This is a genomic window from Haloarcula onubensis (genome assembly GCF_031624605.1).
GTDB classification, from domain to species: domain Archaea; phylum Halobacteriota; class Halobacteria; order Halobacteriales; family Haloarculaceae; genus Haloarcula; species Haloarcula onubensis.
The window spans coordinates 400,534-425,304 of sequence record NZ_JAMQOS010000001.1; the positions used below are offsets into that span (position 1 = coordinate 400,534).

Here is a 24,771-nt window from a genome sequence, read left to right on the forward strand (position 1 = left end):
GTCGTGTCTCGTCATGAGTCCTTGAACATTTGATTCTGCATTTTCTAACCAGAAAAGTGTTTCTAGCTAATATCTGATTTAGACTAGTCTAATAATTCTCGTCGACCGCGATACCCGCTGGTCTGTGGTGGGTCCGTTCAGAAAGGGGCGCTCGATACCGGCTCCGTCGAACGGTCGTGCCGGCGGTTCGTGACGGCGCAACCGGTCGCGGGCGGACTCAGTCGTCGGCGACGGCCGGCGTGGCCTCGGCCGTCGGTTCGACGGTCGCCGCCCCGTCTGCCGGCTGCCAGGACAGCTCGCCGGCGTAGTGGAAGGCGGCGTGGTCGCGGGTCGGGTCGACGACGGTCAGCGAGAGCCAGCCGTTGTCGAGTAGCTGCGCGACGTTCTCGTGGTCGGCGAGGATATCGGTGACGGTGTCGACCGGCGCGTGGACGACCGTCGAGAGGCGCAGCGGCTGGTGGTACGGCTCGTCGTCGGCCGCCAGCAGCGACTGCAGCGGGAGGCCGGTCATCAGGTCGCCGCCGTTGCCCTGGTAGACGCCGACGTTACCCACGGGATTGTGGGTTATCTTCGACCCGCTCCCGTAGACGGCGGTGTCGACCGTCGAGAAGTAGTACTGGCAGTTTATCCACTGCGTGACGACCATCGGCGCCGTCATGATGGCCTCGAGCGCGTCGCCGTCGGGGTCGGTCGACCAGTCGTAGGAGTGCAGGAAGGCGCGACCGTCGAGGTCGAGGCCGGCGGCCAGTTCGCTCGGCCCGACGACGAAGCCGGCGTTGCCGGCCAGCCCCCACTCGGGACGGGTCTCGGCCCAGTCGGCCGCCTTGCGCTCGGTCTCGCGGACGGCGTCGGTCGAGTCGATGCGCTCCTGGGCCGTCGCCTCGCGGGCCGTCTCCAGGTCCGCACGCAGCGTCTCGAGTTCCTCGGCGTGGCTCTCGGGGACCGCTCCGTCGTAGAGGTCGACCTCGTCGGTCGTGGTGTTGTGCTGGCCGGCGAGGAAGACGGTGTCGTCGGGAATCTCGAAGCCGCGCTCGCGCAGTTCGGCCTGCACGGCGTCCTGGTTGCATATCTCTGCGAGCACGCGGGCGCTGGGACCGCCGGGGTTGCCGGCACAGGCCCCGCAGTCCAGGCTCGAATCGAACGGGTTGTTCGCCGTCTCCCCGGCGTGGCCGGTGAACACGACCAGGCGGGCGAAGCGGTCCCAGCCCATCAGGTCGAAGGCGGTCTCGGCGTAGCCGACCTGTTCTTCCAGGCTGAGGCCGTCGAGCGACGGGCGACAGAACTCGTGCTCGTGTGGCACGCGCTCGTCGACGCCGTCGAAGAAGTCGTGGACGCGGCCCGGCACGAGGGTGCGTGCCGCCAGCGCGAGCCCGTAGCCGCTCCCGGCGCTCTCGACGAAGCCGTAGGCCGTCGCGGCGTTGGTCTCGATGGACTCGACGATTTCGGCTGCCCCCTTGCGGATGCCCGTCAGGTGGTCGTACTCTTCTTTCGTCTCGGCGTCGGTCGGCTCGTCGCGAACGTGGTGCTGTGCGTCGGCGATGGGCGGGCAGGCCTCGACGCTGACCTCCGAGTCGTACCCCTCGTACTCCATCGGGATGCCGAAGAAGCCGGCGTAGCCGTGGGTCTCGTAGTCGCCCGTTGCCTCTAAATGGCGGCGCAGGACCTCCGAGCGGGTGTCGATACAGAAGACCAGCTGGGCGTCCGGGCGGCCAGACGGCTCGCTGTCGGCCAGCGCCTCGCTCTCGGCGCTGACGCTCTCGACGAGCTCCTCGCGGTAGGTCGCCTCCCACGCGCACAGGAACGCCTCGCTGAGCTCGTCGACCTCGTGCTCGTCGGTCCCCGGCGAGGGCGTGAGGTCGGCGTCGACGGCGTCGAGCAACGCGAGACGCACCGCGAGATAGCCGGTCAGCGTTATGCGATACCGCTCTTGCCACTCGCCACCGTCGGCAGCGCGCTGTTTGACGAACCCGGTCCAGCCCGGGAGCGCGGCCAGTTGCTCCTCGAAGATGGCGTCCCACTGGTGTTCGGGATGCGGTTCGAGCACCGTCTCGATGGCCTCGGTCGGCGTCGCCGGCAGGTCCGCGACGACCCCCGAGTCCGGAATCTGGCCGTCGTACGCGGCCATCTGGCGGAAGACGCCGTAGAAGCCGAGGTCGCGGTCCGGCAGCGGCCAGTGGGCGCGGCCCTCGTCGAGGAACGCCGACAGCCACTTCGTCAACACGTGGTCGACGCGGTCCTCGCCCGTATCGGGCTCCTCTGTGGCGTCATCGACGGCGGTGTCCATGCGGTCGAGCAGCGTCTCCGGGTCGGCCTCGTAGCCGGCCTCGCTGAGCTCGTCCGCGAGGACGGCGCGGTCTATCTGGTCGCGCGAAAGTGCCTCGCGGAACGTCTCCGGGCTGGGGTAGCCCCGTCCGCCCAGGATGTCGGTAGCCTGTGCGACCGCCTCGGCGAATGGCTGGTCCTCGAACCCCGAGAGGGGGTTGGCCGTCACGAACGAGTGGATGGGCCAGACCGAGCCGACGGTCGCTGCTGCGTCGTCGATGCTGTCGCGGATGGTGGATTCAGTACTCATTGTAGTCCTCCGTGTCGGTCACCAGGGTGCCGGTCGGCGGCTGGCTGGCGTTCAACAGCGCCACGTAGAGGCGCTGGCTGTGTTTGTGGACGCCGGTCTCGATTGCGAGGTAGACACCGACGAAGAACACGGCGACGGCGCCGTGGAGCAGCGTCAACTCGGTCGTCGCCGTGCTCACCGCCAGGAGTCCCGAGATGGCCTCGTAGACCACGGCATAGAGGACGATGGCGGGGAAGAAGACCAGCGGGACGGCCCCGTAGCGGGCCCTCGCCGGGAGCTCGGTGTGCGTGACCGCGTTGCGCGCCGCGTGCAGCGTGGTGAACACGACGAAGAAGGTCAGCAGGAGGCCGCTGTCGACCTTCGCTCCCTTCCCGGTCAGCGTCGCGAACAACATGCCGCCGGCCAGGGCGGTCAGGAGCGTCACGGCGATGCCGGCGAGGCTCTCTCGCATCCCTATCTCGTCGGTCGGACTGGTGTGCTCGACGCCGTCACCGGAGGAGAGGAACTGGTAGGCCTTGTAGAAGCCGTGCAGGATGAGGTGGGTGATTGCGGCCCCGAAGAAGCCGAGTCCGGCCTGCATTATCATGAACCCCATCTGTCCGATGGTCGAACACCCGAGCTTGCTCTTGACGTCTGTCTGGACCATCTTCAGGAGTTTGCCCCCGAGGGCGCTGGCCGCACCGACGCCGACCACGGCGAGCATGAGCGTGGGGTCGACGGTGATGACCGGGGCGAAGCGGGTCAGCAGGATGCCGCCAGCGTTGACGAAGCCGGCGTGCATCAGCGCCGACGCCGGCGTCGGCGCGGTCATCGAGGAGAGCAGCCAGCCCTGGAAGGGGATGAGCGCGGACTGAATCATCGCCGCGAGGACGAGCGCGCCGGCGGCCGCGAGCCACACCGGGCCGCCGAGCGTCTCCGAGGCGGCGGCGATGCCCGAAATCGTCGTCGCGCCGGTCACCCACCACAGCGCCGACAGCGCGACGGAAAGCAACGCGCTACTGGCGAGGAAGTAGTTGCGGGCGACCGAGGCGGCCGCACCCGCCTGTTTCCACCCGCTGATGACGCCGATGAGCCGTGCCATCAGCAGCCCCATCGCCAGCCACAACAGCCCGAACAGGGCGACGTGGTTCGCCGCTACCAGCCCCATCACGACCAGCGTGAAGCCGAACACGGCGGCGAAAAAGCGCGTCTCGTGGGCGCTGCCGGCCATGTAGCGGCGCGAGTAGCTGTGGACGATGCCCGAGAAGAACGTCACGACCGTCCACATCAGGACGGTCAGCCCGTCGACGGCGACCAGGCCGCCGACGGCGGGCGACCAGCCGTCCACCGCGTAGCCCACCAGTGCGACCAGACTCAGCCCCCACAGCAGCCAGACGGCTCGGGTCAGGGCCTTCGGCGTGTTCGGTGCTTGCTGCCCTATGCCGCTTGGAAGCGGTCTGACCGTCGTGCGCTGTGTTTCGTCTGACATGATAGCGTGTTCGTCGACCGGCACCGCCCGGAGCCTCGTCGCGAGCGGTGCCGGCCGTCGTTCACTCACATAACGAACAGACTGGTTATTAAACCCTTCTATCTTACCAGTCTGTTCGCAGAATTGGGAATTATAGAACATTATGGTTTCTCACTGTCGGGCGCCACCGTCGACAGTGGGCGCTCAGACTCGCTCGCGCCGATCGGCGTCTCCCGATGCCGCAAGTGGCTCCTACTCGTTGCTGAACTCGCCGAACGGCGTCGTCTCGTGGCTCCGGACCAGCACCTCGTCGACGACGGTCAGTCCCAGGTCCAGCAGCGCCTGTGCGACCGGGGTGATGTCGCTGTCCGTCTCACCGACGGCCGTCACCAGCAGGTTCCGTTCGCCGGTGACCAGTTCCTGGACCGAGACGACGCCGTCGATGTCGAGGATGGCCGGAATCTGCTCGCCGCGTTCGGGAATCGGCGCCGTACAGAACAACAGCATTCGCAGCGGGTAGCCCGACTTCTGGTAGTCGATTTCGGCGCTGTACCCCTTGATTACCTCGTCGGACTCCAGTCGCTGGATTCGTTTCCGGACGGTGCTGCCCGAGGTACCGGTTCGCTCCGCGATATCGCCCGACGAGATGTTCCGTGCGTCCTCCTGGAGGGCGTGGAGGATAGCCTCGTCAACCTCGTCGATGGCATCGTCTCCCATACACCGCCTTGCGCCGTCACCGTCAAAGGAACTTCGCCTGTCGCGGGAGCGATAGCTGCGGGTTCACGCTTCGGGGCCGTTGCTCGCCCGGGTCGGACTGCGAACCGCTCGAAAACCCCTACTGCCCGAACTCGAACTGGCTGATGGCGTCGCGCCAGCGTTCGGGAATCGGCTGGGGTTCGCCCGTCTCGCGGTCGTAGGTGACCACGACGGACTCGCCGGTCGCGGCGACGGCGCCGTCGTCACGGACCTCGTACTCCATCGGGAAACTCGTCGTCCCGAGGCTGGGTATCCGCACGCTGACGGTGACGCTGTCGGTGGGGGTGACCGGCTGCTCGAACTCGATTTCCAGGGTCTTGACGACGATGCCCGTCTCGTCGTCGGAGAGAAACGACCGGCTCCCGTCGCCGACCACCGCGGCCAGATAGTCGATGCGGGCCTCCTCGATATAGGTGCCGTAGCGGACGTTGTTGACGTGGCCGTAGGTGTCCAGGTCGTCGTAGCGCAGCGGGACCTCCGTCTCGAAGTTCATGCCAGCAGCTCCGCGTGCTTCTCGCGCAACTTCTCCAGTTTCGGTGGGATGGTCATCTGACAGTACGCCTGGTTTGGGTTCTTCTCGAAATAGTCCTGGTGGTACGCCTCGGCGGGGTAGAACGCCTCCAGGGGCTCGACTTCGGTGACGATGTCGTCGTCGTAGCCAGGCTGAATCTCCTCGATGAAGGACTCGACGGCCTCGCGCTGGCCCTCGTCGTGGTAGAACACCGCCGAGCGGTACTGCGTGCCCACGTCGTTGCCCTGCCGGTTCAGCGTGGTCGGGTTGTGGGTCGTGAAAAAGACCGCCAGCAGGTCCTCGTAGCTCACCACGCCGGGGTCGTACGTTAGCTGGACACACTCGGCGTGGCCCGTCTCCTCCCGGCAGACGGCCTTGTAGCTCGGGTCCTCGACGTGGCCCCCGGCGTAGCCCGAGACGACGTCCTCGACGCCGTCGACCTGCTTGAAGACGGACTCGGTACACCAGAAACACCCACCCGCGAACGTCGCTTGCTCGGTCATCGGGCGCTAGTAGGCGTGGGACGTACAAAAGCGGCCGGTCGGCGTCGTCCCGCCGGTCCCGGGTTCGCAGCACGGACACCCGAGAGCAACGTCCCGTCGCCCGCTCGTCTCAGTCCGCGTTCGCCGGCACCGCAGGCGCTGCGTCCGCCCGTCCGGTCGAGACACCGGTGTCACCGAGCGACCGGGCGGAGTTTCCGACCACGAGCAGACTGGAGGCGGTCATCGCCAGCGCGGCAAAGAGCGGGTTCAGCAGGCCGACGAGCGCGAGCGGCAGGGCGACGCCGTTGTAACAGAACGCCCACGCGAGGTTCTCGCGGATGCGCCGGCGGGTCCGGGTCGTCAGGTCGAACACCCGGGGGATGGCGGCGAGGTCGTCCGTGGTCACGACGGCGTCGGCGGCGTCGGCGGCCAGCGCCGTCCCCGAGGCCAGCGAGATGCCGAGGTCGGCCGTCCCCAGCGCCGGGGCGTCGTTCGTGCCGTCGCCCACCATCGCGACGGTGCCCCGCTCTCGGAGCCGCTCGACCACCTCGGCTTTCGCCTCGGGCGGGACGCCGGCGAACACCTCGTCGACCGCCGGGTGACGCTCGAACCGCGCGGCCGCGGCGGGCCCGTCGCCGGTGACGACCACGACCTCCCGGGGCGACAGGGACTCGACGACCGCTTCCCAGTTCTCGCGCGGGCGGTCCCCGCCCACGACGATGTCCCGGGCGCGGCCGTCCCAGCCGACCAGCGCGGGGAGGTGGCCCTCGGCACGGGCCCGCTCGCAGCGGTCCGCGAGTCCGTCGGGCACCGACAGCCCCAGGTCGGCGAGCAGGTCGGGCGTCCCGACGGCGACGCGCTCGCCGTCGACGGCCCCGTCGTCCGCCTGCGGGGCCGCTTCGACGCCCCCGTCGTCCGCTTGCGGGGCCGCTTCGACGCCCCCGTCGTCCGCTTGCGGGGCCGCTTCGACGCCCCCGTCGTCCGCCTGCGGGGCCGCTTCGACGCCCCCGTCGTCCGCCTGCGGGGCCGCTTCGACGCCCCCGTCGTCCGCTTGCGGGGCCGCTTCGACGCCCCCGTCGTCCGCTTGCGGGGCCGCTTCGACGCCCCCGTCGTCCGCCTGCGGGGCCGCTACGACCACCCCGCTAACGCCGCGCCCGGGGTAGTGTTCTACCTCCGTGACGCGCACGTCGGACCGCTGCGCGGCGTCGACTATCGCCGCGTCGGACTGCTGCGCGGCGTCGACTATCGCCGCGTCGGACTGCTGCGCGGCGTCGACTATCGCCCCGGCCAGCGGGTGGTCGGCGAACTGTTCGACGGCGGCGGCCCGACGGAGCGCCTCGCCGCCGGGCCGTTCGACCAGCCGCAGTTCGCCGGTGGTGAGCGTCCCGGTCTTGTCGAAGGCGACCACGTCCACCTCGCTGGCCGTCTCGAAGGCCGACCCGTCCGTGACGACGATGCCGTCGGCCAGCGCCGCGCGGACGCCGGCGGCGGTCGCCAGCGGCGTCGCAAGCCCCAGCGCGCAGGGGCAGGAGACGACCAGCACCGCCAGTCCGGTCAGCAGGGCGTCGGTCGGAGCCGCGCCCAGCCACAGGTGGACGGCGGTCGCGAGGAGTGCCAGCCCGACCACGAGGGGGACAAAGACCGCCGCGACGCGGTCGACGAGCCGTCCGACGCCGCCGCGTTCGCTCTGGACGCTCCAGAGCAGTTCCGTCAGCCGGGAGATGGTGCTCTCCGCGCCCGGCCCGACTGCCACCACGAGGCCGCCGCCGACGGAGTCCGACGGGGCTCGCCGCGCTTTGTCGGGCTCACTGCCGTCGGACTCGTTTAGCTCACCGCCGCTGGTCACCGTCGCCCCGCCGACTACCTCGTCGCCGGGCGTCTTTCGGACCGGCAGGGACTCGCCGGTCACCAGCGACTCGTCGACGCCCGCGGTCCCCTCGACGACGGTGCCGTCGACGGGGACCCGCTCGCCCGGCCTGACGACCACCTCGTCGCCCGCGGTCAGGTCCTCCCGGTCGACCCGCTCGGTGCCCGACTCGGTCCGTCGGCGCGCCCGCTCGACCCGCTGGGCGGTCAGGTCGGCGAGCCGGCCGGCGGCGGCCCGGCGGACCCGCTCGCGGTAGTAGTCGCCCACCGAGACCGCGAGCACGATGACCGTCGCGACGTCGAAGTACACCTCGGTCCGGCCCAGCAGGACCGCCAGCAGGCTGTACGCGAAGGCGGTCGTCGCGGCCATCGCCACCAGCAGGTCCATGTTCGGGCGGCCGGTCCGCAGGCTGACGGCGGCGCCGCGAAGGAGCGGCCAGCCCGTGTAGCCGACCACGACGGCGGTCATCACGGCCATGTTCCAGAGCAGATACGAGCCCGCGGACCCCCCGAGGTCGACCAGCCCGAACGACAGCCCCAGGTACTCGGGATACAGGAAGAGGACGTACCACAGCATGGTCATCATCCCGAAGAAGCCGCCGACGAGCAGGCGCCCCACCTGCTCGGTGTCGTCCTCGTCGTCGGGCTCCCGGCGGTCGACCTCGTAGCCCGTCCCCGAGACGGCCTCGGGCAGCGTGTCGGCGTCGACCACGTCGGGGTCGTAGGTGAGCTTCATCGTCCCGGTGGCGTAACTGGCCGACGCGCCGGTGACACCGTCGCGGGAAGTAGCGCGCCGTTCGAGGAACAGTTCGCAGGTCGCACAGTGCATCCCAGAGACGGAGAGAAACGCCGTCTCGCCCGCGCCGTCGTCGGGGTCTGCGGTGTCGACGGCGTCGGGGTCGGCGCCCGCCGGGTCGTCCAGCGTGCGGGCGACTTCGAGGCAGCCGCGACAGCAGAACGCGCCGGTCACGTCGCTGTCGGTGACCGGCGAGTCGGCCGGCAGTCCACAGAGCGTGCAGTCGGTCATGTCCAGGGCATCGGCAGCGGCGGCTTCGGGAGGGCGACGCCGAAGGCCGCCAGCCCGTTCGCGAGCGGTACCAGCGCGAGCAGGAGGAAGACCGCGCCCATGACCCGGTGCAGGGTGGCGCGCCGGCGGGTCGAGAGGCTCCCGAAGGCGGTCCCGGCGGCGAAGACCAGCGGGACGGTTCCAAGTCCCAGCGCGGCCAGCGAGAGCGCGCCGGTCACCGCCGAGCCGGTGGTCGCGGCGTAGAGGAAGGCCGGGTACAGCAGCGGACAGGGGAGCAGGCCGTGCATGGCTCCCAGCGCGACCATCCCCGGCCCGTCGACCAGGCGGTCCAGCCGGGCGACCATCGCCGAGGAGAGACGCGCGAACAGGTCGCCGACCAGCGGCAGCGACCGGCCCAGGTCGACGGCCCGGCCACGGGTCAGATAGCCCACGCCGACGGCGAGGATGCACAGGCCGACGGCGACGCCGACGCCGCCCCTGACTACGTCGCCCACGCGTGCGAGCGCCGCCAGGTCGTAGACGAGCGCGCCCGCCGCGCCGAAGAGGCCGCCAAGCAGCGTGTAGCTACCGGTGCGGCCGACGTTGAACAGCGTCTGCTGGCGAATCTCGGCCAGCGACAGCGGTCCGCCGTCGTCGAGGCGGTCGGCGTAGGTGGTCACGAGCGGGCCACACATCCCCAGACAGTGGACGCTCCCGACGAGGCCGAGCCCGACCATCGCGGCGAGTCCGGTCGTCTCGCCCGCCGACAGCCCGGTCACGGGGGCCATCTCAGCTGGCCTGGCCCTCGTGGTCGCCCGTCATCAGGAAGAGGCTCGCCGCGATGACCACGACGCTGACCAGCGAGAGGGCGACGACGGTCCGCCCCGTCCCCTGGATGTAGTAGGCGACCGGTGCCAGACCCAGCAGTGCGAGTAGCGTGACGAGTCGCGGGCTGGACGTTGACATGACCGAGGGTATGTGGGGTACAATATAAAAACGGTTGGCGTATTCCAAGCGCGTAAGAACGCCGGTCCCCCTTTTTGCGACGCCAGTCTCTTCCGTCGACTATGGAGCCGTTCAGCATCGACAACGAGTGTTGGGCCGCCGCGCCGGGAGGTGGCCGATGACGGTCGGCCGCCGGCAGTTCCTGACGGCGACCGCCGGGGCGGCCGCCCTCGGCGTGGCCGGTCGCGCGAGCGCACAGAGCGAACCCGACTACGGCGGCTGGTTCAGCGACGTCTCGAACTACGAGGAGACCGTCGACAAGCGTGGCCAGGACCGCGTCGAGATACGGGTCGGCGCGGAGGGCAACGGTGGCGCGTACGCCTTCGATCCGCCTGCGGTGAAGGTCAACCCCGGGGCGGAGGTCGTCTGGACGTGGACCGGCGAGGGCGCCGGCCACAACGTGGTCTCGGACGGCGACGGGCCGCTGGACTCGGGCGACCCCGTCTCGGAGCAAGGTGCCACCTACAGCCACTCCTTCGAGGAGACGGGCATCTACAAGTACGTCTGTGAGCCCCACGCGGGACTCGGGATGAAAGGCGCCGTCGTCGTCGAGGAAGGGACGCCCGGGCCGAAGGGGCCGCCCGCCGAGCCCGACTACGGCGGCTGGTTCGGCGACGTCTCGAACTTCGAGGGCACGACCGTGGACAAGACCGGTTCCGACAGCGTCGAGATAGCCGTCGGCGCGGAGGGGAACAACGGCGCGTACGCCTTCGACCCGCCGGCGGTCCGAGTTACGCCCGGCACGGAAGTCACCTGGAAATGGACTGGCAATGGCGGCGGCCACAACGTCGTCTCGGACGGCGACGGGCCGCTGGACTCCGGGGAACTCGCCTCCTCGGAGGGAACGACCTACAGCCACACCTTCGAGGACTACGGCATCTACAAGTACCTCTGTGAGCCCCACAAGGGGCTCGGGATGAAAGGTGCCGTCGTCGTCGGCGGCCCGCTACAGGGCGGTAGCGGCGGCGAGGGCGGCGCGGACATCGAGCTGTCGGGACCGGGCTGGCTGCTCGCCGGGTCGGTGCTGACGGCCTTCTTCTCGCCGCTGCTGTTCGCCGCGGTGATGCGCCGTCGCTACCGGGAGCAGCCGCCGGTGCCGGACGACGCGGACCTCGAACTGGCGAGCGGTCCGACGCCGGTCGCGGAGGCCGAGGAAGCCGAGCCCGCCGTCGAAGTCGGTCACGACGAGTTCGACCCGTGGGGGACGGCCTCGCTGGTGGCGGCCTACTTCGTCCTCATCGTCCTGCTGTGGGTGTTCATGTACTTCGTGGAGTTCCTCGGTCGCGTCTCGGTCATCGGGTGATACAATGCAGGTTCACAACTTCGAGAAGGTCTGGCTCGGCGCAGCGCTCCTGCTCATCGTCGGCTTCATCGCAACCATCGCCTACGGCACGGTCGGTGTCGGCATCCAGATGGTCGACGACTCGGGCGGCGAAATAGATCCACAGGCGGTCCAGCAGAGCAACACCGGGACCGGCTTCGACGACCCCGGCGTCGTCAGGCAAAACGACAGCCACTACGTCGTCTACGTCGTCGCCCAGCAGTTCCAGTTCGCCCCCGGAACCGGTGACAACCCCATCCGCGTCCCCGCCGACACGCGGGTCACGTTCCGCGTGACCAGCGCGGACGTGGTCCACGGGTTCTCCATCGTCGAGACGAACATCAACACGATGGTCATCCCCGGCCAGGTGTCGGAGGTCACCGCCGAGTTCGACGAGCCGGGGACCTACGGCCTGGTCTGTCACGAGTACTGCGGCTCCGGACATCACACGATGGGTGGGTCCGTCGAGGTGGTCCCGAAATCGGAATACGAACACAACAGCACGGAGGTGCAAAACTGATGGTCTACGTCGATAGCTACCCAAAAACGTCGAAACTCGTTCGCAGCCAGTTCATCGTCTCGTTCGTCGCGCTCGGTATCGGCGCGCTCTTTGGCATCGTCCAGGCGCTCCATCGCACGGGTATGTTCCGCGGATTCGTCAGCTCCGCGGACTACTACACCATCCTGACGGGCCACGGGGTCCTGCTGGCGCTGGTGTTTACGACCTTCTTCATCGCCGGCCTGTTCGGCTGGGCGGTGTCTAACACCTTGGAGCGGGAGCTCCCCCAGCGGGTCTCCTGGGCGGCGTTCTGGCTGATGCTCGTCGGGACGGTGCTGGCGACGGTGGCAATCCTCGGCGGGGTCATGGGCGCGCCTTCGGTGTTCGGCCAGGACCTCAGCGCGGACGTCCTGTTCACGTTCTACGCGCCGATGCAGGCCCACCCGCTGTTCTACGTCGGTGCGGCCCTGCTCATCGTCGGCTCGTGGATAGCCGGCTTCGCCTACTTCAAGTCGCTGTGGGCCTGGCGAGAGGACAACCCCGACGAGCGCATCCCACTGCAGACGTTCATGGTGTTGACGACGATGCTGATGTGGTACATCAGTACCATCGGCGTCGCCGTCGAGGTGGTCGCCTTCCTCATCCCGTGGTCGCTCGGGCTCATCGACCAGGTCGACCCGCTGCTGACGCGGACGCTGTTCTGGTACTTCGGCCACCCGGTGGTGTACTTCTGGCTGATGCCGGCCTACCTGGTCTGGTACACCATCCTGCCGAAACTCGCCGGCGGGCGGCTGTTCAGCGACCCGCTCGCCCGCGTCGTGTTCGTCCTCTTCTTGCTGCTGTCGACGCCGGTCGGGTTCCACCACCAGTACGTCGACCCCGGCATCCCGGAAGGGTTCAAGGCCATCGCGATGACGAACACGATGTTCCTGTTGCTGCCGTCGCTGCTGACGGCCTTCACCGTCGTCGCCAGCGTCGAACACGGCGCCCGCCAGCGCGGCGCGACGGGCTACGTCAGCTGGCTGCGTGAACTGCCGTGGGACAACCCCGCGTTCACGGGCTGTATGCTGGCCGGCCTGATGTTCGCCGCCGGCGGCTTCTCGGGGATGATAAACGCCGGGATGAACATCAACTACCTCATCCACAACACGCTGTGGGTGCCGGGTCACTTCCACCTCACCGTCGGCACCGCCTTTGCGCTGACGGCGATGGCCATCAGCTACTGGCTGGTCCCGCAGATAACGGGCAAGAAACTGCGCCGGCGCTCCGTCGCGGTCGCCCAGCCGTACGTCTGGTTCATCGGGATGGCGCTGATGTCCAACGCGATGCACCGGGCGGGGCTGGCGGGCATCCCGCGCCGGACCGCCGAGCCGACCTACAGCGAGTTCAGCTTCAGCGGTGTCGCCGGGACGGTCGGCGAGATGCGCCTCCAGATTGCCATCGGCGGGACGCTGCTGTTCGTCGGCGCGGCGATGTTCCTGTTCGTGATGGCCGAGACGTGGCTGGCCCACCGCGGCGGGACCCTGTCGGTCAACAGCACGATTCCGGAGCCGCTCTCGGGGGCGCACCACAGCCCGCGGATACTCGACAACTACAAGCTCTGGACGGCCATCGCGCTGGTGCTCATCGTCATCGCCTACGGCCCGCCGCTTGCCAGCATGGTCGCCGACGGTATCACCGCCCCGGGCAGTCCGCCCATCCCGGTCTGATGTTCGAGGACGTCGACCCGCCGGAGGTGAGCATGGTGCGGGTGTTGCTCGTGCTCGCTATCGGCCTCCCCATCGCCATCGAGGTGGTGACCTTCGGCGGGCTCGTCGGCCACTACGTCGGCGGCGGGCAGGGGGCGGCGACGCCGACCGCGACACCCGAGGTCGACGGTGCGGCCGTCGGCGACGAGATACTGCCCGAGACGACGGCCACCGAGCGCGTCACCGAGGCGACGGTGGTCGCTCGCGAGGACAGCTGGCGGTTCGTCCTCACGGTGAACGTCACCGACGCCGCCGACGGCTACGAGCTCCGCCTCGATTCGGTGACGACCCGGGACGGGCGGACCGTCGACGGAAGCGGCGCGACGACGGGCGCGCTGTCACCCGGCCAGTCGGGGGCCGTCACCGGCACGTGGCGCCTGCCGGCCGGCCAGCGTCCCGACACCCTGCGAGCGACGGTCGTGACGACGCCGGCAAACGGCACCGCGAGCGCCCGCGGGTACACCGTCGAGATAGGGGACGTCCCCGTCTCCGGAAACTGACACGGCCTGTCGTAGTCTCTTACCGGTATCACCGGGCCCGGGAGGCGTTCACCGGGACACAGCTCCAACACTCCGTCTGACTACCGGTCGACGTCGCCCATGATGGGGTCGAGACTCCCGAGCGTCGCCACGAGGTCGGCGACGTACTCGCCGCGGGCCATCTCGGGGAGCGTCTGGACGTGGGAGAAGGAGGGGCCGCGAATCTTGAACCGCGCGGGCGTGTCAGTGCCGTCCGAGCGGATGTAGATGCCGAGTTCGCCCTTGGCGGACTCGACGCTGCGGTATATCTCGGTGTCGGGCTCGGGCCGGAGCGTCCGGGGGACGTTGGCCTGAATCTCGCGGTCGCTCTCGGGCCACTGTTCGAGCAGGTCGGCACACTGTTCGACTATCTTCATCGACTCCTCGACCTCCCGCAGGCGCACGAGCACGCGGGCGAAGTTGTCCCCCTCGTCCTCCGTGACGACCGACCAGTCGAGTTCGTCGTAGTAGCCGTAGGGGTCGTCCCGTCGCAGGTCGTAGTCGACGCCCGACCCGCGGGCGACGGGGCCGGTACAGCCGTAGGCCTTCGCCGTCTCGGCCGGGAGGTGGCCGGTGTCGACGGTGCGTAGCTGGAAGAACTCGTTGCTCGTCAGCATGTCGTGGTACTCCGCGAGGTGGCCGGGCATGTCGTCGACGAGCGCGTGAATCTTCTCGAAGAAGGCCGCCCGCGGTTCCGGGAGGTCCCACGCGACCCCGCCCAGCCGGAAGTAGTTGAACATCAGCCGCTGGCCGGTGAGGTCCTCGAGTATCTCCTGGACGCGTTCCCGGTCGCGAATCCCCCACTGGAAGACGGCGGTGAACTCCCCGATGACGTCGAGCGCGTAGGTCGCGATGGCGAGCATGTGCGAGAGGACCCGGGAGAGTTCGCCACACATCGTCCGGACGACCTGTGCGTACTCCGGCACGTCGATGTCACAGAGGTCCTCGGCGGTGCGGGCGTAGGCCCACTCGTTCAACAGTCCGGCGCCGGACCAGTCCCAGCGGTCCGGGTACGGCATTATCTGGTGGCGGTAGGTCTTGGACTGGCACATCTGCTCCTCGCAGCGGTGGATGTAGCCGATGTCGGGGTCGACGGCCGCGACCGTCTCCCCGTCGAGTTCGACGTTCAGGTGGAGGACGCCGTGGGTCGAGGGGTGGTGTGGGCCGACGTTGAGATGCATCGTGTCGGGGCCGACGCGCTCGTCTTCCAGCAGCTTCTGGTGTTCGCGGAAGGTGACTATCTGGGGCTGGCTCTGGTCGTACGCCCGGCGCAGCGGGTGGCCCTGCCAGGTCTCGGGCAGGAGCAGTCGGCGGAGGTCCGGGTGGTCGTCGTACGTGATGCCGAGCAGGTCGTAGGCCTCTCGCTCGTGCCACTCGGCCGTCGGATACGCCGCTGCCGCGGATTCACTGCGGGGGTCGTCGCGGGCCGTCGGCACGACGACGGACAGTTCGCGGGTCGGGTCGTCGTAGCTTCGCAGGTGGTAGACGGTCTCGAAGCGGTCGGCGTACTCCTGGGCGGTGACACAGGCACAGTGGTCCAGTCCGGCCTCGGTTCGCAGCGTCGAGAGCACCTGCTGGACCTCGTCGGCGCGGACCACGACCGCCGGCGCGTTCTCGTGGGTCTCCTCGCGGACGACGTGCTCGCGAATCGGCTCGACCGGGTCGGGGGTCGCGCGGGCCGGAGTGGCGACGGACTGGGACATACGCCGAAAATCGGCCCCGGGCCACCCTCGCAGTGGTGCCCCAGCGGCGAGGCACCTTTATATTCGGCGGCCGCATGGCCGGTGTGAAGTACGTCAGGCTCTCGCTGTCGCTGCCGCCCGACGCGCGAAACCCGATGCACCAGTTCGTCGTCGACCACGAGGGCTACGAGGCGTCGTATCTCCTTCGAGGGAATATATCAGACGACGACCTCCACACGATGCTGTTCTACGTCGACGGCCACCCGATAGCGCCCTACCGCGAGGCGCTGGAGGCGACCGAGAACGTCGTCGAGTACGCCATCTCGACGTGTCCGGACGACTCGTTTTACCTCTACGTTCGGGACCGGTTCTCCGAGACGGGCCGGGGCATCGTCGACGCGGTCACGGCCGCCGGGCTGGTGGGCGTCTCGCCGGTCGCGTTCCGCGCCGACGGGACGATGCAACTCACGCTCGTCGGCCCCGGGGGGACCGTCCAGCGAGCCCTCGACGCCGTCCCCGACGGTATCGGCGTCGACGTGCGCGAGGTCGGCGAGTACGCCAGCCACCGCTTCGAGTCGGGCGCCGCCTTGACCGACCGCCAGTTCGAGGCCGTCGCCGCCGCCGTCGACTGTGGCTACTACGACGAGCCCCGCGAGGGGTCGACCGCCGACGTGGCCGAGGCACTGGACTGTTCGCCCGGTACCGCCGCCGAACACCTCCGGAAGGCCGAGGCCAGGGTGATGGGGCGGCTGGTCGAGGGCGGCGGCGGTCCGGTCTGACGCCGACGGCGCCGTTCGCAACCCCTAACCCCGCCCGCCTCCTACCCGGGTCAATGACACTCGCGGACTTAGAGTGGCGGGTCATCGGCGAGGCCACCGACGACGGCCCGACGACGATGGCCTTAGAGGAGATAGCGGCCGAGACCGCAGCGGCGGGCGGCCCGGCGACCGTCCGCGTCTACACCTGGCCGGACGTGCTCTCGCTGGGGTACAACCAGGACCCCGACAGCGTCGACTGGGCCTTCTGCGAGCGCGAGGGCATCGGCGTCACACGCCGGCCCACGGGCGGCGGCGCCATCTACCACGACCGCACCGCCGACCTCTCCTACAGCATCGTCGCGCCGGCCGACGCAGTCCCGGGGGACCTGATGGAGTGTTACCGACTGTTCTGTGACCCCATCCTCGATGCCTTCGAAGGTATCGGCGTCGACGCCCGTTTCGTGGACAGCGAGTACGAGGCGATTCACCGGCCCGCCTGTTACCTCCGGGCGCTCCACCCCGCCCACGACATCGTCGGGCCGGACGGCCGGAAGATAGGCGGTAACGCCCAGTACCGCCGGAAGGACGCCGTCGTCCAGCATGGCTCGCTGTCGGTGTCGCTGCGGCCCGAGCGCCACTGCGGCTGTTTCACCGGCAAGCCAGACACCGACGCCTTCCGCGAGCGGGTCGGCGCCGTCGACGAGTACGTCGACGCGGAGCGAAGCGACGTGGTCGAGACCCTCCGGGCGACGCTCGCCGAGTGGGTCGGTGCCGACGAAGGTAGCTGGACCGACGACGAGCGCGCTCGCGCACGCGAGCGCGCGGACTCGAAGTACGCGACCGACGAGTGGGTGCGCCGGTCGCCCTGAGAGTCACACTCTCCGTGTGGCTCGCGGGATGTCGGAACCCATTTTATCCGGCGACTCTCACCGCTGTCCATGGTACGAGTCGGTGCACACACCTCCATCGCCGGCGGCGCGTACAACGCCGTCGACGAGCAGGTCGAGTACGGCGGCAACTGCGGCCAGATATTCTCCCACTCCCCGCAGGTCTGGCAGGACCCCAACATCGAGGACGACGAGGCCGCGAAGTTCCGCGAGCTGAGCGCGGACAACGGCGTCGGTCCGTGGGTCATCCACTCCTCGTATCTCGTCAACCTCTGTACGCCGAAAGACGACCTCCGCGAGAAGTCCCTGGACTCGATGCAAAAGGAGGTCGACGCGGCCGCCAAACTCGACGTCGAGTACGTCAACGTCCACCTGGGCGCTCACACCGGCGCGGGCGTCGACGGGGGACTCGACAACGCCGCGGGCGTGCTGGACGAACTGGACGTCCCCGACGGCGTGACGGTACTCATCGAGTCCGACGCCGGCAGCGGGACGAAACTCGGCGGTCAGTTCGAACACCTGGCGACGGTCCGCGAGCGCACCAGTCTCGACGTCGAGTTCTGTCTGGACACCGCCCACATGTTCGCGGCCGGCTACGACCTCTCGACGCCCGAGGGGGTCGCGGAGACGTTCGCGGAGTTCGACGACGTGGTCGGGTTCGAGGACCTGGCCTGCGTTCACCTCAACGACTCGAAACACGCCTGTGGGACGAACAAGGACGAACACGCCCACATCGGCGAGGGCGAGATCGGCGTCGAGGGTATGGCGGCGTTCGTCAACCACGACGCCGTCGCGGACGTGCCGTTCGTGCTCGAAACCCCGACGGAGGACGGCAAGTCCTTCGCGTGGAACATCGAGCGCGTGCGCGAGTTGCGCGAGAACTAGTCCTCGAAGGCGACGCCCGATAGCTCGAACCGCGCGCCGCCGACCTCGCTCTCTCCGGCACGTACCGACCAGCCGTGGGCCTCGGCGACGTTCTCGACGACGGCCAGTCCGAGGCCCGTCCCCGACTCCGACCCCGTCACGCCGAGTTCGAACGCCGACGCGGGGTCGGGCTGGTCGAAGCCGGGGCCGTCGTCGGCGACGGCGACGCCGTCCTCGGTTCGCTCGACCGTGACGGTCACCTCGGGACCGCCGTGTTCGACACTGTTGCGAAAGAGGTTCTCGAAGAGACGCTGGAGCTGGCCCGCGTCGGCGGTGACGACGCCGCCGTCGGGGCCATCGAGCGTCGCGTCGCCGGTGTCGACGGTCCCCCAGGCCGCCTCGACCGTCGCGGCGAGGTCGACCGGCTCGGTGGCGATGCTGTGCTCGCCCTCCTGGGCGAGCGCGAGCACCTCGTCTATCATCTCGGCCATCCGCTCCAGGGCCGACTCGACGTCGTCGAGCCGGTCAAGGTCGCCCGCCCGTGCGAGTTCGAGGTTCCCCATCGCGACCGACAGCGGGTTCCGGAGGTCGTGACCCACGACGCTGGCGAACGTGGAGAGGCGGTCGGTCTTCTCGGCCAGCGTCGCCTCGCGCCGTTCGAGGGTCTCGTAGGCCGTGATGGCGTCGAGACTGTACCGAATCGCCCCGCCGAGCTGTGTGAGGACGTCTCGCTCTGTCGACCCGAACGCCTCCGGGCGGTCGGCGAAGAGGACGAGCGCCAGGCCGTCGTCGGTGACGGGGACGACGACGCTGTGGCGGGTCCCGCCGTCGACGGCGGTCACGGCCTCGCCGCTCTCGAGGCACCGTTCTACCGCCGGGTCCGTGACCGTCCCTGCGGTCGCCAGTCGCTCGACACCACCGCCCTCCAGTCGGCCAAACAGCGCGCCGTCGTAGGCCTCGGTCGCGACGAGGGTGGTCGTCACGCTCTCGTACACCCGCTCGTGGCTCTCGGCCCGGACGAGCACCGTCAGCACTTCGCGGATGACCTCGTTGACTCGCGAGAGCTCGTCGACGCGGCGCTCGGCGCGGTGCTTGGCGGTCGCGTCGACGACCCGCGTCACCAGTCGGTCGAGGCTCGCCTCCGTGTTCGTCGGGATGTAGTCGAACAGCCCCAGGGCCACCGCCTCGCGGGCGATGTCCTGGTTGACGATGTCCGTGTACAGTATCCGGGGAACGTCTGGCTGCAGCGTGGCGACCGTCTCCAAGGCGTGCAGCCCGCCCATATACTCCAGCCCGTCCCGGCGCGGGACCTGATAGGTGCTGACGACACAGTCCATCGTCACCGTCTCCAGCAGCGCCTCCAGACGCTCGATATCCGGCACTGTGCGCACGTCGAACGCTTCGCGGGTCAGCGCCGACTCGATGCCGGGCTCGGCTATCCCGTTGTCGACCAGCGCGACCCGGTCTGGCCGTTCCATAGACACCGTCTGTCACGGAAGGGTTTGTAGCTGTCCCCGATTGCCATGAGAATTAATACTATCCGTGATGAATGGCCGGCATCGAGTTCCACGACCCCTGCATCCGGGCCGTCGACGGTTCGACCCGGATTCGAAGTCGGCTCAGGGCGCTGCTAGCCGAGGCCCGCCGAGAAGTGTTACTGTCCGTCCCGGTCGAAGCGGTCCCGCTCGTGCGCGACCGCCTGGAGACGGCCATCGACAACGACGTGGCGGTGTTGCTGTTGCTGTACGGCGACGGCGACCTCCCGGCGGACATCGACCGGCTGGCGACGGTCGTCAGGCGCCTGCCAGGCCGGGTACCACTGACCTGTCTGGTCGACCAGTGGCTGACGCTGCTTGGCTGGCCGTGGGTGCTCTCGGACTCCTCGGACGACACGCTCGCGACGTTCGTCGACAGCAGCCACGTCACGCTCGGCCTGTTCGGGGAGTTCGTCGGCAACTACTGGTCGATGGGTCGGGAGATTCACGTCGCCGACCCGCCCGCCCTGCCCCGGCACTACCCGACCTTCCGCGGCGGCGTCCTCGGCGCGACGCTGCATCTCCGGCAGGGCTCGAAGATAGAGACGACGTGCAAGATAGCGGCGAGCGGCGAGACGGCGCTCCCCGAGACGGAGCTTACCGGACTCATCCTCGACGTGCGCCAGGGGCTGGTTTATCCCATGACCAACCGCTTCCCCTCGGAGAACGGGATGGTGTTGCGCGTCGACGGCGAGCGGGTCACGGTCGGCGGCGTCGGCGCCTACGTCGAGGACTACGCGGCCGAGTCGGTGACGCTGGAGCACGCGTAGCGAGTAGACACGATTTTTACCGTCCGGCACCCACCCGACACCGTGCGCAGGTTCTCAGCGGACTACCTCGACGCCACCCGCACGGGGATGTGGGCCGACTCCCGCGAGGCGCTCGCGGACCTCGACCTGGCGGCGTGTGACAGCGTCCTCGACGTCGGCTGTGGCACCGGCGAACTCACCCGCATCTGCCGCGAGGAGAGCGACGCCGAGGTGGTGGGGCTCGACGCCGACGCGGACCTCCTCTCGTCGGTGCCGGGGCCGACGGTCAGGGGCGACGCCACGCGGCTCCCGTTCGCGGACGACACGTTCGACCTCGTGGTGTGTCAGGCCCTGCTCATCAACCTCCCCGACCCGGTCGCCGCCGTCCGGGAGTTCGCCCGGGTCGCGCGCGAGCGCGTCGCGGCCGTCGAACCGAACAACGGCGCGGTCACGGTCCGGTCGACCGTCGACAGCGAGCCGCGGCTGGCCCGGCGCGCTCGGGGCCTGTTCCTCGACGGGGTCGACACGGACGTGGAACTGGGCGCCGACGCCACCGACGTCTTCGAGGCGGCCGGCCTCGACGTGGTCTCGACTCGGCGCTACGACCAGGAGCTCACCGTCGAGCCACCCTACGGCGAGCGGGCCGTGCGGGCCGCCCGCCGGAAGGCCACCGGCGAGGGGTTGGCGACCGACCGCGAGACAATCCTGGCCGGCGACACCACGGCCGAGGAGTACGACGCCCTGCGTGAGGCCTGGCGCGAGATGGGCCGGGACGTCGTCGCCCAGATGCAGACCGACGACTACGAGCGCCGCGAGACGACTCCCTTCTTCGTCACCGTCGGCCGGGTGTAGCGGCCGCCGAACTGTCGCCGGTGCCAGTGAGCGCGTAGCCCGCCACTCGGTAGACGGCGAGGTCGGCCGCGCCCAGCAGGAGGCCGACGACGCTCCCGACCACCGCCGCGACTGCGCTCCCGATACCCCCGACGAGGAGCACCGACAGCGGCTGGATGGTCCCGGCGACGAGTCCCGGACCCACGGCGACCACGAGGACGCCGAGCAGGAAGGCGACGCCGGCGACACCGCCGGCGGCGGCGCCGCGGCGGGCCAGCGTCGTGACCGCGTCGTCCAGCGTCGCCCCGGACAGCACCCATCGAACCGCGAGGCCGCCCAGTAGCCACAGGTACCCGAACAGCGCGAATCCCAGCAGGGTGCTCAGCCCCGACAGCAGGTCCGCGAGCGCGCCGGCCGCGTGGACCGGGACGAGTGCCACGAGGACGAACAGCACGGTGTCGAACGCCGCGAAGGCCCACACCGAGAGGGAGCGCGACTGCGCCGACTGCTCGTCGGCGCCGTCCGACTCAGCCATGCGCCAGCACCTCCGCGAGGACGACGAGGACGACCAGCGTCCCGGCCGTCAGGCCGTAGGCACGCTCCAGCGTCCCGCGCAGCCCCGGGGTGACGGACCCCTTTCCCCCGCCGTCGGCGGCGCGGACGACCACGAGCGTCCGGACCGCCGACCCGACGGCGAGAGCGAGGACGACGCCGAGTTTCACCAGCAGGAGCCGTCCCCAGTCGGTGGCCGGCCCGGGCGGGCCGAGCGCGCCGAGGTTGCCGACGCCGGTGAGCGCGACGGCGCCGAGCGCGCCCCAGAAGAACCACTCGTACTGCCGGGCGACTGTGAGGGCCGCTGTCCCACCGCTCCGGTAGCCGTACCAGAGGGCGACGGTACTGCCGACGACGACCGTTATCGCGAGGACGTGGATGGTCCGGACCGCGAGCGAGACCAGGGAGGCCATCGGTGTTCCTACGACGGCCGTTGCAAAAAGACTGGGTCGGCCTCGCTGTACTCACGGCTCTCACCGCTCGCTCGTTCGGAGACACCTCGCTTCGCTCGGTGTCTCCTACACCACGTCGCCCCGAACCGTCGCCCCCTCCTGTCGGTCCCGATACGCGCGAACAGCGTCGGCGGCCGTCTCGGCCTCCTCTTCGTCCATCCCCAGCATCTCCAGGGCGCCCGACAGCGTCGGCAGGACGAACTCGCCCTCGCGGAGCTTTCGGAACGCCTCCTCGGAGCGCTGGCCTTCGACCCACAGACACGCGCCGCGGGGGTCCAGAATCTGCTCGTAGTCCTCGCGGGCCATCGCGCCCTTCAGCCGCTGGGTGACGTTGTCGTCGAAGGAGGCGTTGCACACCTCCAGGTGGATGGGCTCGTCCGCGTCGTCGGGCAGGAGGTGGGCGGCCAGACACTTCTCGGGGGCGGCGTGGCCGCTGGCGTTCGCCCGCAGATAGTCGGGGTGTTCGTCGGCCCACTCGGCCCGGACCGTCTTGCCGACACCGTCGACGCCGTGGCGCTTCGTGAACTCCTCGCTGCGCTCGGGAGCGTCCTTGAACAGGATGTCCTTGGTGACGTAGACGTCCAGTCGCTCGATAGGGTCGAGCCCCAGGGCCACGTCGCCGTACACCCACACCTCCCGGACCGGAACCGGCATGGTCTCGGAGCCGACCGTCTCGACGATATCCTCGACGCGGGACACGGCGGCCGCACGGTCCATACTCATTGCCCGCCGTAGTGGGTCGGCGGGCAAAACGCTGACTCTCCGCGGCTCACGTGTGGTACCGAGGCCCACACCGACAGCACGCTTTTCCTTCCGACGGCAGTCGACGGTCGTATGGACGGACTCGCCGACCAGTTCCGCGAACTCGCGGCGTGGGCCGACGGCTCAGACCCGCTGTACGCCCACCTCTGTCGGCGCGCCGCCGCCGACCCCGACGTGCTGGCGCTGGCCGAGGTAGCCCCCGAAGGCCGGCAGGCCCCACACCTCCTGCTCGCGGCGGTGCAGTGTCGCCTCGCCCGCGACGGCGACCACCGGCTGGCCCGCTACTACTCGAGTCTGACCGCGGACCCGCGGGACCTCGACGACTCCTGTTACCCGGCCTTTCGCGAGTTCTGTCTCGACAACGCCGACGCGCTCGGCCCCATCCTGCGGACGCGCCGGACACAGACCAACTCGGTGCGCCGGTCGGCCGTGCTGTACCCCGCCATCGCTCACGTCGCAGCCCGGACCGACGGCCCCCTGGCGCTGGTGGAACTGGGTCCGAGCGCCGGCCTGAACCTCCGCTTCGACCGCTACCGCTACGACTACGGCGGCCGGGCCGTCGGCACGCCCGACTCGCCAGTCACCATCGAGAGCGAGGTCCGCAGCGGTGACCCGCCGCTGCCCGAGTCGCCGCCGGAGGTCCACTCGCGCGTGGGCATCGACCGCCAGCCGCTCGACCCCACTGACCGGGACGACGCGGACTGGCTCCGCGCGCTCGTCTGGCCGGCCCACACCGACCGTCGCGACCTGCTGGACGGCGCGCTCCAGGTGGCAGCCGACGAGCCGCCGCGGCTCGTCGAGGGGGACCTCCTCGAGGACCTCCCCGGAGTACTCGCCGCAATCCCCGACGACGCCCCGGTCTGCGTGGTCAACACGCTCGTCCTGTACCAGGTCCCCGACACGGTCTGTCGCGAACTCGAGGCCGCGCTCGCCGCCCGGATGGCCGAGCGACCGCTCCACTGGTTCACCGGCGCGCCCGACCTCTCGGGCGGCGAGTCGGTCGACCTCGACTGGGTCCGCCGCGAGGGTGGCGAGGTCCGCCGGGACCGCCTCGTCTCGCACGCCCCCCACGGCGCGTGGCTCGACTGGCACGGCTGACCGGACAGCACGGAGCCGTGGAGTTTTCCCGCGTTCCGGCGAAGTCCGGCTATGCGGATACGTATCTACGACGACGGCGCGGGCCAGGGGGCACCCAGTTCCGACGGCGGCACCGACGACGTGCGGGACTGTCTGTTCGTTCTAGGCTGGGGGAACCGCTGTCGCCACGAGAACGTCGGGTGGCTCGTCGACCGGCTCGCCGAGCGCTATCGCGTCCACGTCGCCGAGTTGCCGACACACATCACCGACGTCGAGCGCGAGTGGGTCGCCCCACTCGAATCCTACGTGGCCGACCTCGACCGCGCCGACGTCCTGAGTCACAGCGCCGGCGGGCTGGCGGTCGCCCACCTCGACGCGCCTGCTCTGAACAACCGCGTCTACCTCAGCCCGTGGTGGGGCAGCGACTTCCCGGTGCCCGACGCCGTCTTCCGGTCGCTCACCTCGCTCCCGATAGCGAGACCGCTCCTCCCGTTCAGCGACCTCGAGGCCGAGGCGCTGGGGTCGCTCGCCACCGACCGGCAACTCGCGGACAGCCCGACGGCCGCCTCGCCAGCCTTCCTCGGGACCGTCGACCGCACACAGCGACGGCTCCCGCCGGCCCGCGAGGAGGCCGTGGCGTTCTGTACCCTCACCGACGCCATCGTCGACCCGCGGGCGGTCGGACGCCGGCTCCCCGCCGACCGAGTCCGGCTGTACGACGGCGGCCACGAACTGTTCTCCTCGCCCGCCCGGACGACCCTCACCGAAACCGTCCTCGACACGCTCGAACGGGGCCCCGCCCCACTCCGTGACGCCGGGTCGGCGTCGGCTCCGTAGCGCTCGCCTCGCCGGTTCCGCCGGCGGAACTACTATGTAGTTCAGCACCGTTGA

24 protein-coding genes are annotated in these 24,771 nt (G+C 69.6%); 11 read left to right on the forward strand and 13 right to left on the reverse strand.

Annotated elements, in window-relative coordinates; genetic code table 11:
- Window positions 1-217: 217 nt before the first annotated feature.
- From NDI86_RS02090 to NDI86_RS02125, 8 genes are all read right to left on the reverse strand, one after another.
- A complete protein-coding gene (locus NDI86_RS02090) occupies window positions 218-2,572 on the reverse strand; it encodes a DUF2309 domain-containing protein (RefSeq protein WP_310898737.1) in 2,355 nt (784 codons plus the stop codon).
- Entirely contained in the window at window positions 2,562-4,040 is a 1,479-nt protein-coding gene (locus tag NDI86_RS02095; RefSeq protein ID WP_310899637.1) for a proton-conducting transporter transmembrane domain-containing protein, read from the reverse strand. The genes NDI86_RS02090 and NDI86_RS02095 overlap by 11 nt, the downstream gene beginning before the upstream one ends.
- Window positions 4,041-4,271: 231 nt before the next feature.
- Window positions 4,272-4,736, reverse strand: a complete 465-nt coding sequence (locus tag NDI86_RS02100) for an Lrp/AsnC family transcriptional regulator (RefSeq protein ID WP_310898738.1) — start codon at window positions 4,734-4,736, stop codon at window positions 4,272-4,274.
- Window positions 4,737-4,854: 118 nt separating this feature from the next.
- On the reverse strand, window positions 4,855-5,268 hold the full coding sequence (locus NDI86_RS02105; protein ID WP_310898739.1) for an acyl-CoA thioesterase: 414 nt from the start codon (window positions 5,266-5,268) through the stop codon (window positions 4,855-4,857).
- Window positions 5,265-5,789 (reverse strand): peptide-methionine (S)-S-oxide reductase MsrA, encoded by a 525-nt coding sequence (gene msrA, locus NDI86_RS02110; RefSeq protein ID WP_310898740.1) that lies wholly within the window; start codon window positions 5,787-5,789, stop codon window positions 5,265-5,267. Before msrA ends, NDI86_RS02105 begins: the two co-directional genes overlap by 4 nt.
- 109 nt (window positions 5,790-5,898) lie before the next feature.
- A complete protein-coding gene (locus NDI86_RS02115; protein ID WP_310898741.1) occupies window positions 5,899-8,661 on the reverse strand; it encodes a heavy metal translocating P-type ATPase in 2,763 nt (920 codons plus the stop codon).
- Window positions 8,658-9,428, reverse strand: a complete 771-nt coding sequence (locus NDI86_RS02120; RefSeq protein WP_310898742.1) for a sulfite exporter TauE/SafE family protein — start codon at window positions 9,426-9,428, stop codon at window positions 8,658-8,660. Before NDI86_RS02120 ends, NDI86_RS02115 begins: the two co-directional genes overlap by 4 nt.
- 1 nt (window position 9,429) lies before the next feature.
- Complete coding sequence (locus NDI86_RS02125; RefSeq protein ID WP_310898743.1) at window positions 9,430-9,606, reverse strand: DUF8131 family protein; 177 nt, start codon at window positions 9,604-9,606, stop codon at window positions 9,430-9,432.
- Between the two features lie 157 nt (window positions 9,607-9,763).
- Here NDI86_RS02125 and NDI86_RS02130 point away from each other — a divergent pair, with 157 nt between their 5' ends.
- The 4 genes from NDI86_RS02130 to NDI86_RS02145 are packed head-to-tail and all read left to right on the forward strand — an operon-like array spanning window position 9,764 to window position 13,713.
- Window positions 9,764-10,948 carry a halocyanin domain-containing protein gene (locus NDI86_RS02130; RefSeq protein ID WP_310898744.1) on the forward strand — a complete coding sequence of 395 codons (1,185 nt, stop codon included), beginning with the start codon at window positions 9,764-9,766 and terminating at the stop codon, window positions 10,946-10,948.
- Window positions 10,949-10,952: 4 nt separating this feature from the next.
- A complete protein-coding gene (locus tag NDI86_RS02135; RefSeq protein ID WP_310898745.1) occupies window positions 10,953-11,486 on the forward strand; it encodes a cytochrome c oxidase subunit II in 534 nt (177 codons plus the stop codon).
- Window positions 11,486-13,174, forward strand: a complete 1,689-nt coding sequence (locus NDI86_RS02140; RefSeq protein ID WP_310898746.1) for a b(o/a)3-type cytochrome-c oxidase subunit 1 — start codon at window positions 11,486-11,488, stop codon at window positions 13,172-13,174. Before NDI86_RS02135 ends, NDI86_RS02140 begins: the two co-directional genes overlap by 1 nt.
- Window positions 13,174-13,713: a hypothetical protein gene (locus tag NDI86_RS02145; RefSeq protein ID WP_310898747.1), complete on the forward strand. Its 540-nt coding sequence runs from the start codon at window positions 13,174-13,176 to the stop codon at window positions 13,711-13,713. Before NDI86_RS02140 ends, NDI86_RS02145 begins: the two co-directional genes overlap by 1 nt.
- Window positions 13,714-13,793: 80 nt before the next feature.
- Here the strand turns inward: NDI86_RS02145 and NDI86_RS02150 are convergent, their stop codons facing one another.
- Window positions 13,794-15,434, reverse strand: coding sequence for an NADH-quinone oxidoreductase subunit D (locus tag NDI86_RS02150; RefSeq protein ID WP_310898748.1), 1,641 nt, complete (start codon window positions 15,432-15,434; stop codon window positions 13,794-13,796).
- 83 nt (window positions 15,435-15,517) lie between these two features.
- Between NDI86_RS02150 and NDI86_RS02155 the strand changes: the two genes are divergently transcribed.
- The 3 genes from NDI86_RS02155 (at window position 15,518) to NDI86_RS02165 (ending at window position 17,943) form a co-directional block, all read left to right on the forward strand.
- Window positions 15,518-16,192 carry a helix-turn-helix domain-containing protein gene (locus tag NDI86_RS02155; protein ID WP_310898749.1) on the forward strand — a complete coding sequence of 225 codons (675 nt, stop codon included), beginning with the start codon at window positions 15,518-15,520 and terminating at the stop codon, window positions 16,190-16,192.
- Between the two features lie 53 nt (window positions 16,193-16,245).
- The gene (locus NDI86_RS02160; RefSeq protein WP_310898750.1) at window positions 16,246-17,040 is read left to right on the forward strand and encodes a lipoate--protein ligase family protein; all 795 of its coding nucleotides are present in this window, start codon (window positions 16,246-16,248) and stop codon (window positions 17,038-17,040) included.
- A 69-nt stretch (window positions 17,041-17,109) separates the two neighbouring features.
- Window positions 17,110-17,943 (forward strand): deoxyribonuclease IV, encoded by an 834-nt coding sequence (locus NDI86_RS02165; protein ID WP_310898751.1) that lies wholly within the window; start codon window positions 17,110-17,112, stop codon window positions 17,941-17,943.
- Here the strand turns inward: NDI86_RS02165 and NDI86_RS02170 are convergent.
- Window positions 17,940-19,400 (reverse strand): ATP-binding response regulator, encoded by a 1,461-nt coding sequence (locus NDI86_RS02170; RefSeq protein ID WP_310898752.1) that lies wholly within the window; start codon window positions 19,398-19,400, stop codon window positions 17,940-17,942. The genes NDI86_RS02165 and NDI86_RS02170 overlap by 4 nt on opposite strands.
- A gap of 71 nt (window positions 19,401-19,471) precedes the next feature.
- Here NDI86_RS02170 and NDI86_RS02175 point away from each other — a divergent pair, with 71 nt between their 5' ends.
- A complete protein-coding gene (locus NDI86_RS02175; RefSeq protein WP_310898753.1) occupies window positions 19,472-20,227 on the forward strand; it encodes a TrmB family transcriptional regulator sugar-binding domain-containing protein in 756 nt (251 codons plus the stop codon).
- A gap of 87 nt (window positions 20,228-20,314) precedes the next feature.
- The gene (locus tag NDI86_RS02180) at window positions 20,315-21,058 is read left to right on the forward strand and encodes a class I SAM-dependent methyltransferase (protein WP_310899638.1); all 744 of its coding nucleotides are present in this window, start codon (window positions 20,315-20,317) and stop codon (window positions 21,056-21,058) included.
- Here the strand turns inward: NDI86_RS02180 and NDI86_RS02185 are convergent.
- The 3 genes from NDI86_RS02185 to NDI86_RS02195 all read right to left on the reverse strand — a co-directional run bounded on the left by NDI86_RS02185 (window position 21,039) and on the right by NDI86_RS02195 (window position 22,758).
- Complete coding sequence (locus NDI86_RS02185) at window positions 21,039-21,572, reverse strand: DUF7965 family protein (protein WP_310898754.1); 534 nt, start codon at window positions 21,570-21,572, stop codon at window positions 21,039-21,041. The two genes, NDI86_RS02180 and NDI86_RS02185, sit on opposite strands and share 20 nt — an antisense overlap.
- The gene (locus NDI86_RS02190; protein ID WP_310898755.1) at window positions 21,565-22,002 is read right to left on the reverse strand and encodes a CopD family protein; all 438 of its coding nucleotides are present in this window, start codon (window positions 22,000-22,002) and stop codon (window positions 21,565-21,567) included. Before NDI86_RS02190 ends, NDI86_RS02185 begins: the two co-directional genes overlap by 8 nt.
- Before the next feature lie 105 nt (window positions 22,003-22,107).
- Window positions 22,108-22,758, reverse strand: coding sequence for a DUF7095 family protein (locus NDI86_RS02195; RefSeq protein ID WP_417936244.1), 651 nt, complete (start codon window positions 22,756-22,758; stop codon window positions 22,108-22,110).
- Window positions 22,759-22,875: 117 nt separating this feature from the next.
- Between NDI86_RS02195 and NDI86_RS02200 the strand changes: the two genes are divergently transcribed.
- Window positions 22,876-23,901 (forward strand): DUF2332 domain-containing protein, encoded by a 1,026-nt coding sequence (locus NDI86_RS02200; protein WP_310898757.1) that lies wholly within the window; start codon window positions 22,876-22,878, stop codon window positions 23,899-23,901.
- 51 nt (window positions 23,902-23,952) lie between these two features.
- Entirely contained in the window at window positions 23,953-24,717 is a 765-nt protein-coding gene (locus tag NDI86_RS02205; RefSeq protein WP_310898758.1) for an alpha/beta hydrolase, read from the forward strand.
- The last annotated feature ends 54 nt before the right edge of the window (window positions 24,718-24,771 follow it).

Excerpts from the sequence above, each read along its gene's own strand:
- NDI86_RS02100 (WP_310898738.1), bottom strand. The coding sequence starts at position 4,736 with ATGGGAGACGATGCCATCGACGAGGTTGACGAGGCTATCCTCCACGCC.
- NDI86_RS02150 (WP_310898748.1), bottom strand. The coding sequence starts at position 15,434 with ATGTCCCAGTCCGTCGCCACTCCGGCCCGCGCGACCCCCGACCCGGTC.
- NDI86_RS02180 (WP_310899638.1), top strand. The coding sequence starts at position 20,315 with ATGTGGGCCGACTCCCGCGAGGCGCTCGCGGACCTCGACCTGGCGGCG.
- NDI86_RS02205 (WP_310898758.1), top strand. The coding sequence starts at position 23,953 with ATGCGGATACGTATCTACGACGACGGCGCGGGCCAGGGGGCACCCAGT.
- NDI86_RS02190 (WP_310898755.1), bottom strand. The coding sequence starts at position 22,002 with ATGGCCTCCCTGGTCTCGCTCGCGGTCCGGACCATCCACGTCCTCGCG.
- NDI86_RS02120 (WP_310898742.1), bottom strand. The coding sequence starts at position 9,428 with ATGGCCCCCGTGACCGGGCTGTCGGCGGGCGAGACGACCGGACTCGCC.
- NDI86_RS02140 (WP_310898746.1), top strand. The coding sequence starts at position 11,486 with ATGGTCTACGTCGATAGCTACCCAAAAACGTCGAAACTCGTTCGCAGC.
- NDI86_RS02170 (WP_310898752.1), bottom strand. The coding sequence starts at position 19,400 with ATGGAACGGCCAGACCGGGTCGCGCTGGTCGACAACGGGATAGCCGAG.
- NDI86_RS02105 (WP_310898739.1), bottom strand. The coding sequence starts at position 5,268 with ATGAACTTCGAGACGGAGGTCCCGCTGCGCTACGACGACCTGGACACC.
- msrA (WP_310898740.1), bottom strand. The coding sequence starts at position 5,789 with ATGACCGAGCAAGCGACGTTCGCGGGTGGGTGTTTCTGGTGTACCGAG.
- NDI86_RS02115 (WP_310898741.1), bottom strand. The coding sequence starts at position 8,661 with ATGACCGACTGCACGCTCTGTGGACTGCCGGCCGACTCGCCGGTCACC.
- NDI86_RS02090 (WP_310898737.1), bottom strand. The coding sequence starts at position 2,572 with ATGAGTACTGAATCCACCATCCGCGACAGCATCGACGACGCAGCAGCG.
- NDI86_RS02095 (WP_310899637.1), bottom strand. The coding sequence starts at position 4,040 with ATGTCAGACGAAACACAGCGCACGACGGTCAGACCGCTTCCAAGCGGC.
- NDI86_RS02135 (WP_310898745.1), top strand. The coding sequence starts at position 10,953 with ATGCAGGTTCACAACTTCGAGAAGGTCTGGCTCGGCGCAGCGCTCCTG.
- NDI86_RS02145 (WP_310898747.1), top strand. The coding sequence starts at position 13,174 with ATGTTCGAGGACGTCGACCCGCCGGAGGTGAGCATGGTGCGGGTGTTG.
- NDI86_RS02125 (WP_310898743.1), bottom strand. The coding sequence starts at position 9,606 with ATGTCAACGTCCAGCCCGCGACTCGTCACGCTACTCGCACTGCTGGGT.
- NDI86_RS02130 (WP_310898744.1), top strand. The coding sequence starts at position 9,764 with ATGACGGTCGGCCGCCGGCAGTTCCTGACGGCGACCGCCGGGGCGGCC.
- NDI86_RS02200 (WP_310898757.1), top strand. The coding sequence starts at position 22,876 with ATGGACGGACTCGCCGACCAGTTCCGCGAACTCGCGGCGTGGGCCGAC.
- NDI86_RS02195 (WP_417936244.1), bottom strand. The coding sequence starts at position 22,758 with ATGGACCGTGCGGCCGCCGTGTCCCGCGTCGAGGATATCGTCGAGACG.
- NDI86_RS02175 (WP_310898753.1), top strand. The coding sequence starts at position 19,472 with ATGGCCGGCATCGAGTTCCACGACCCCTGCATCCGGGCCGTCGACGGT.
- NDI86_RS02185 (WP_310898754.1), bottom strand. The coding sequence starts at position 21,572 with ATGGCTGAGTCGGACGGCGCCGACGAGCAGTCGGCGCAGTCGCGCTCC.
- NDI86_RS02165 (WP_310898751.1), top strand. The coding sequence starts at position 17,110 with ATGGTACGAGTCGGTGCACACACCTCCATCGCCGGCGGCGCGTACAAC.
- NDI86_RS02160 (WP_310898750.1), top strand. The coding sequence starts at position 16,246 with ATGACACTCGCGGACTTAGAGTGGCGGGTCATCGGCGAGGCCACCGAC.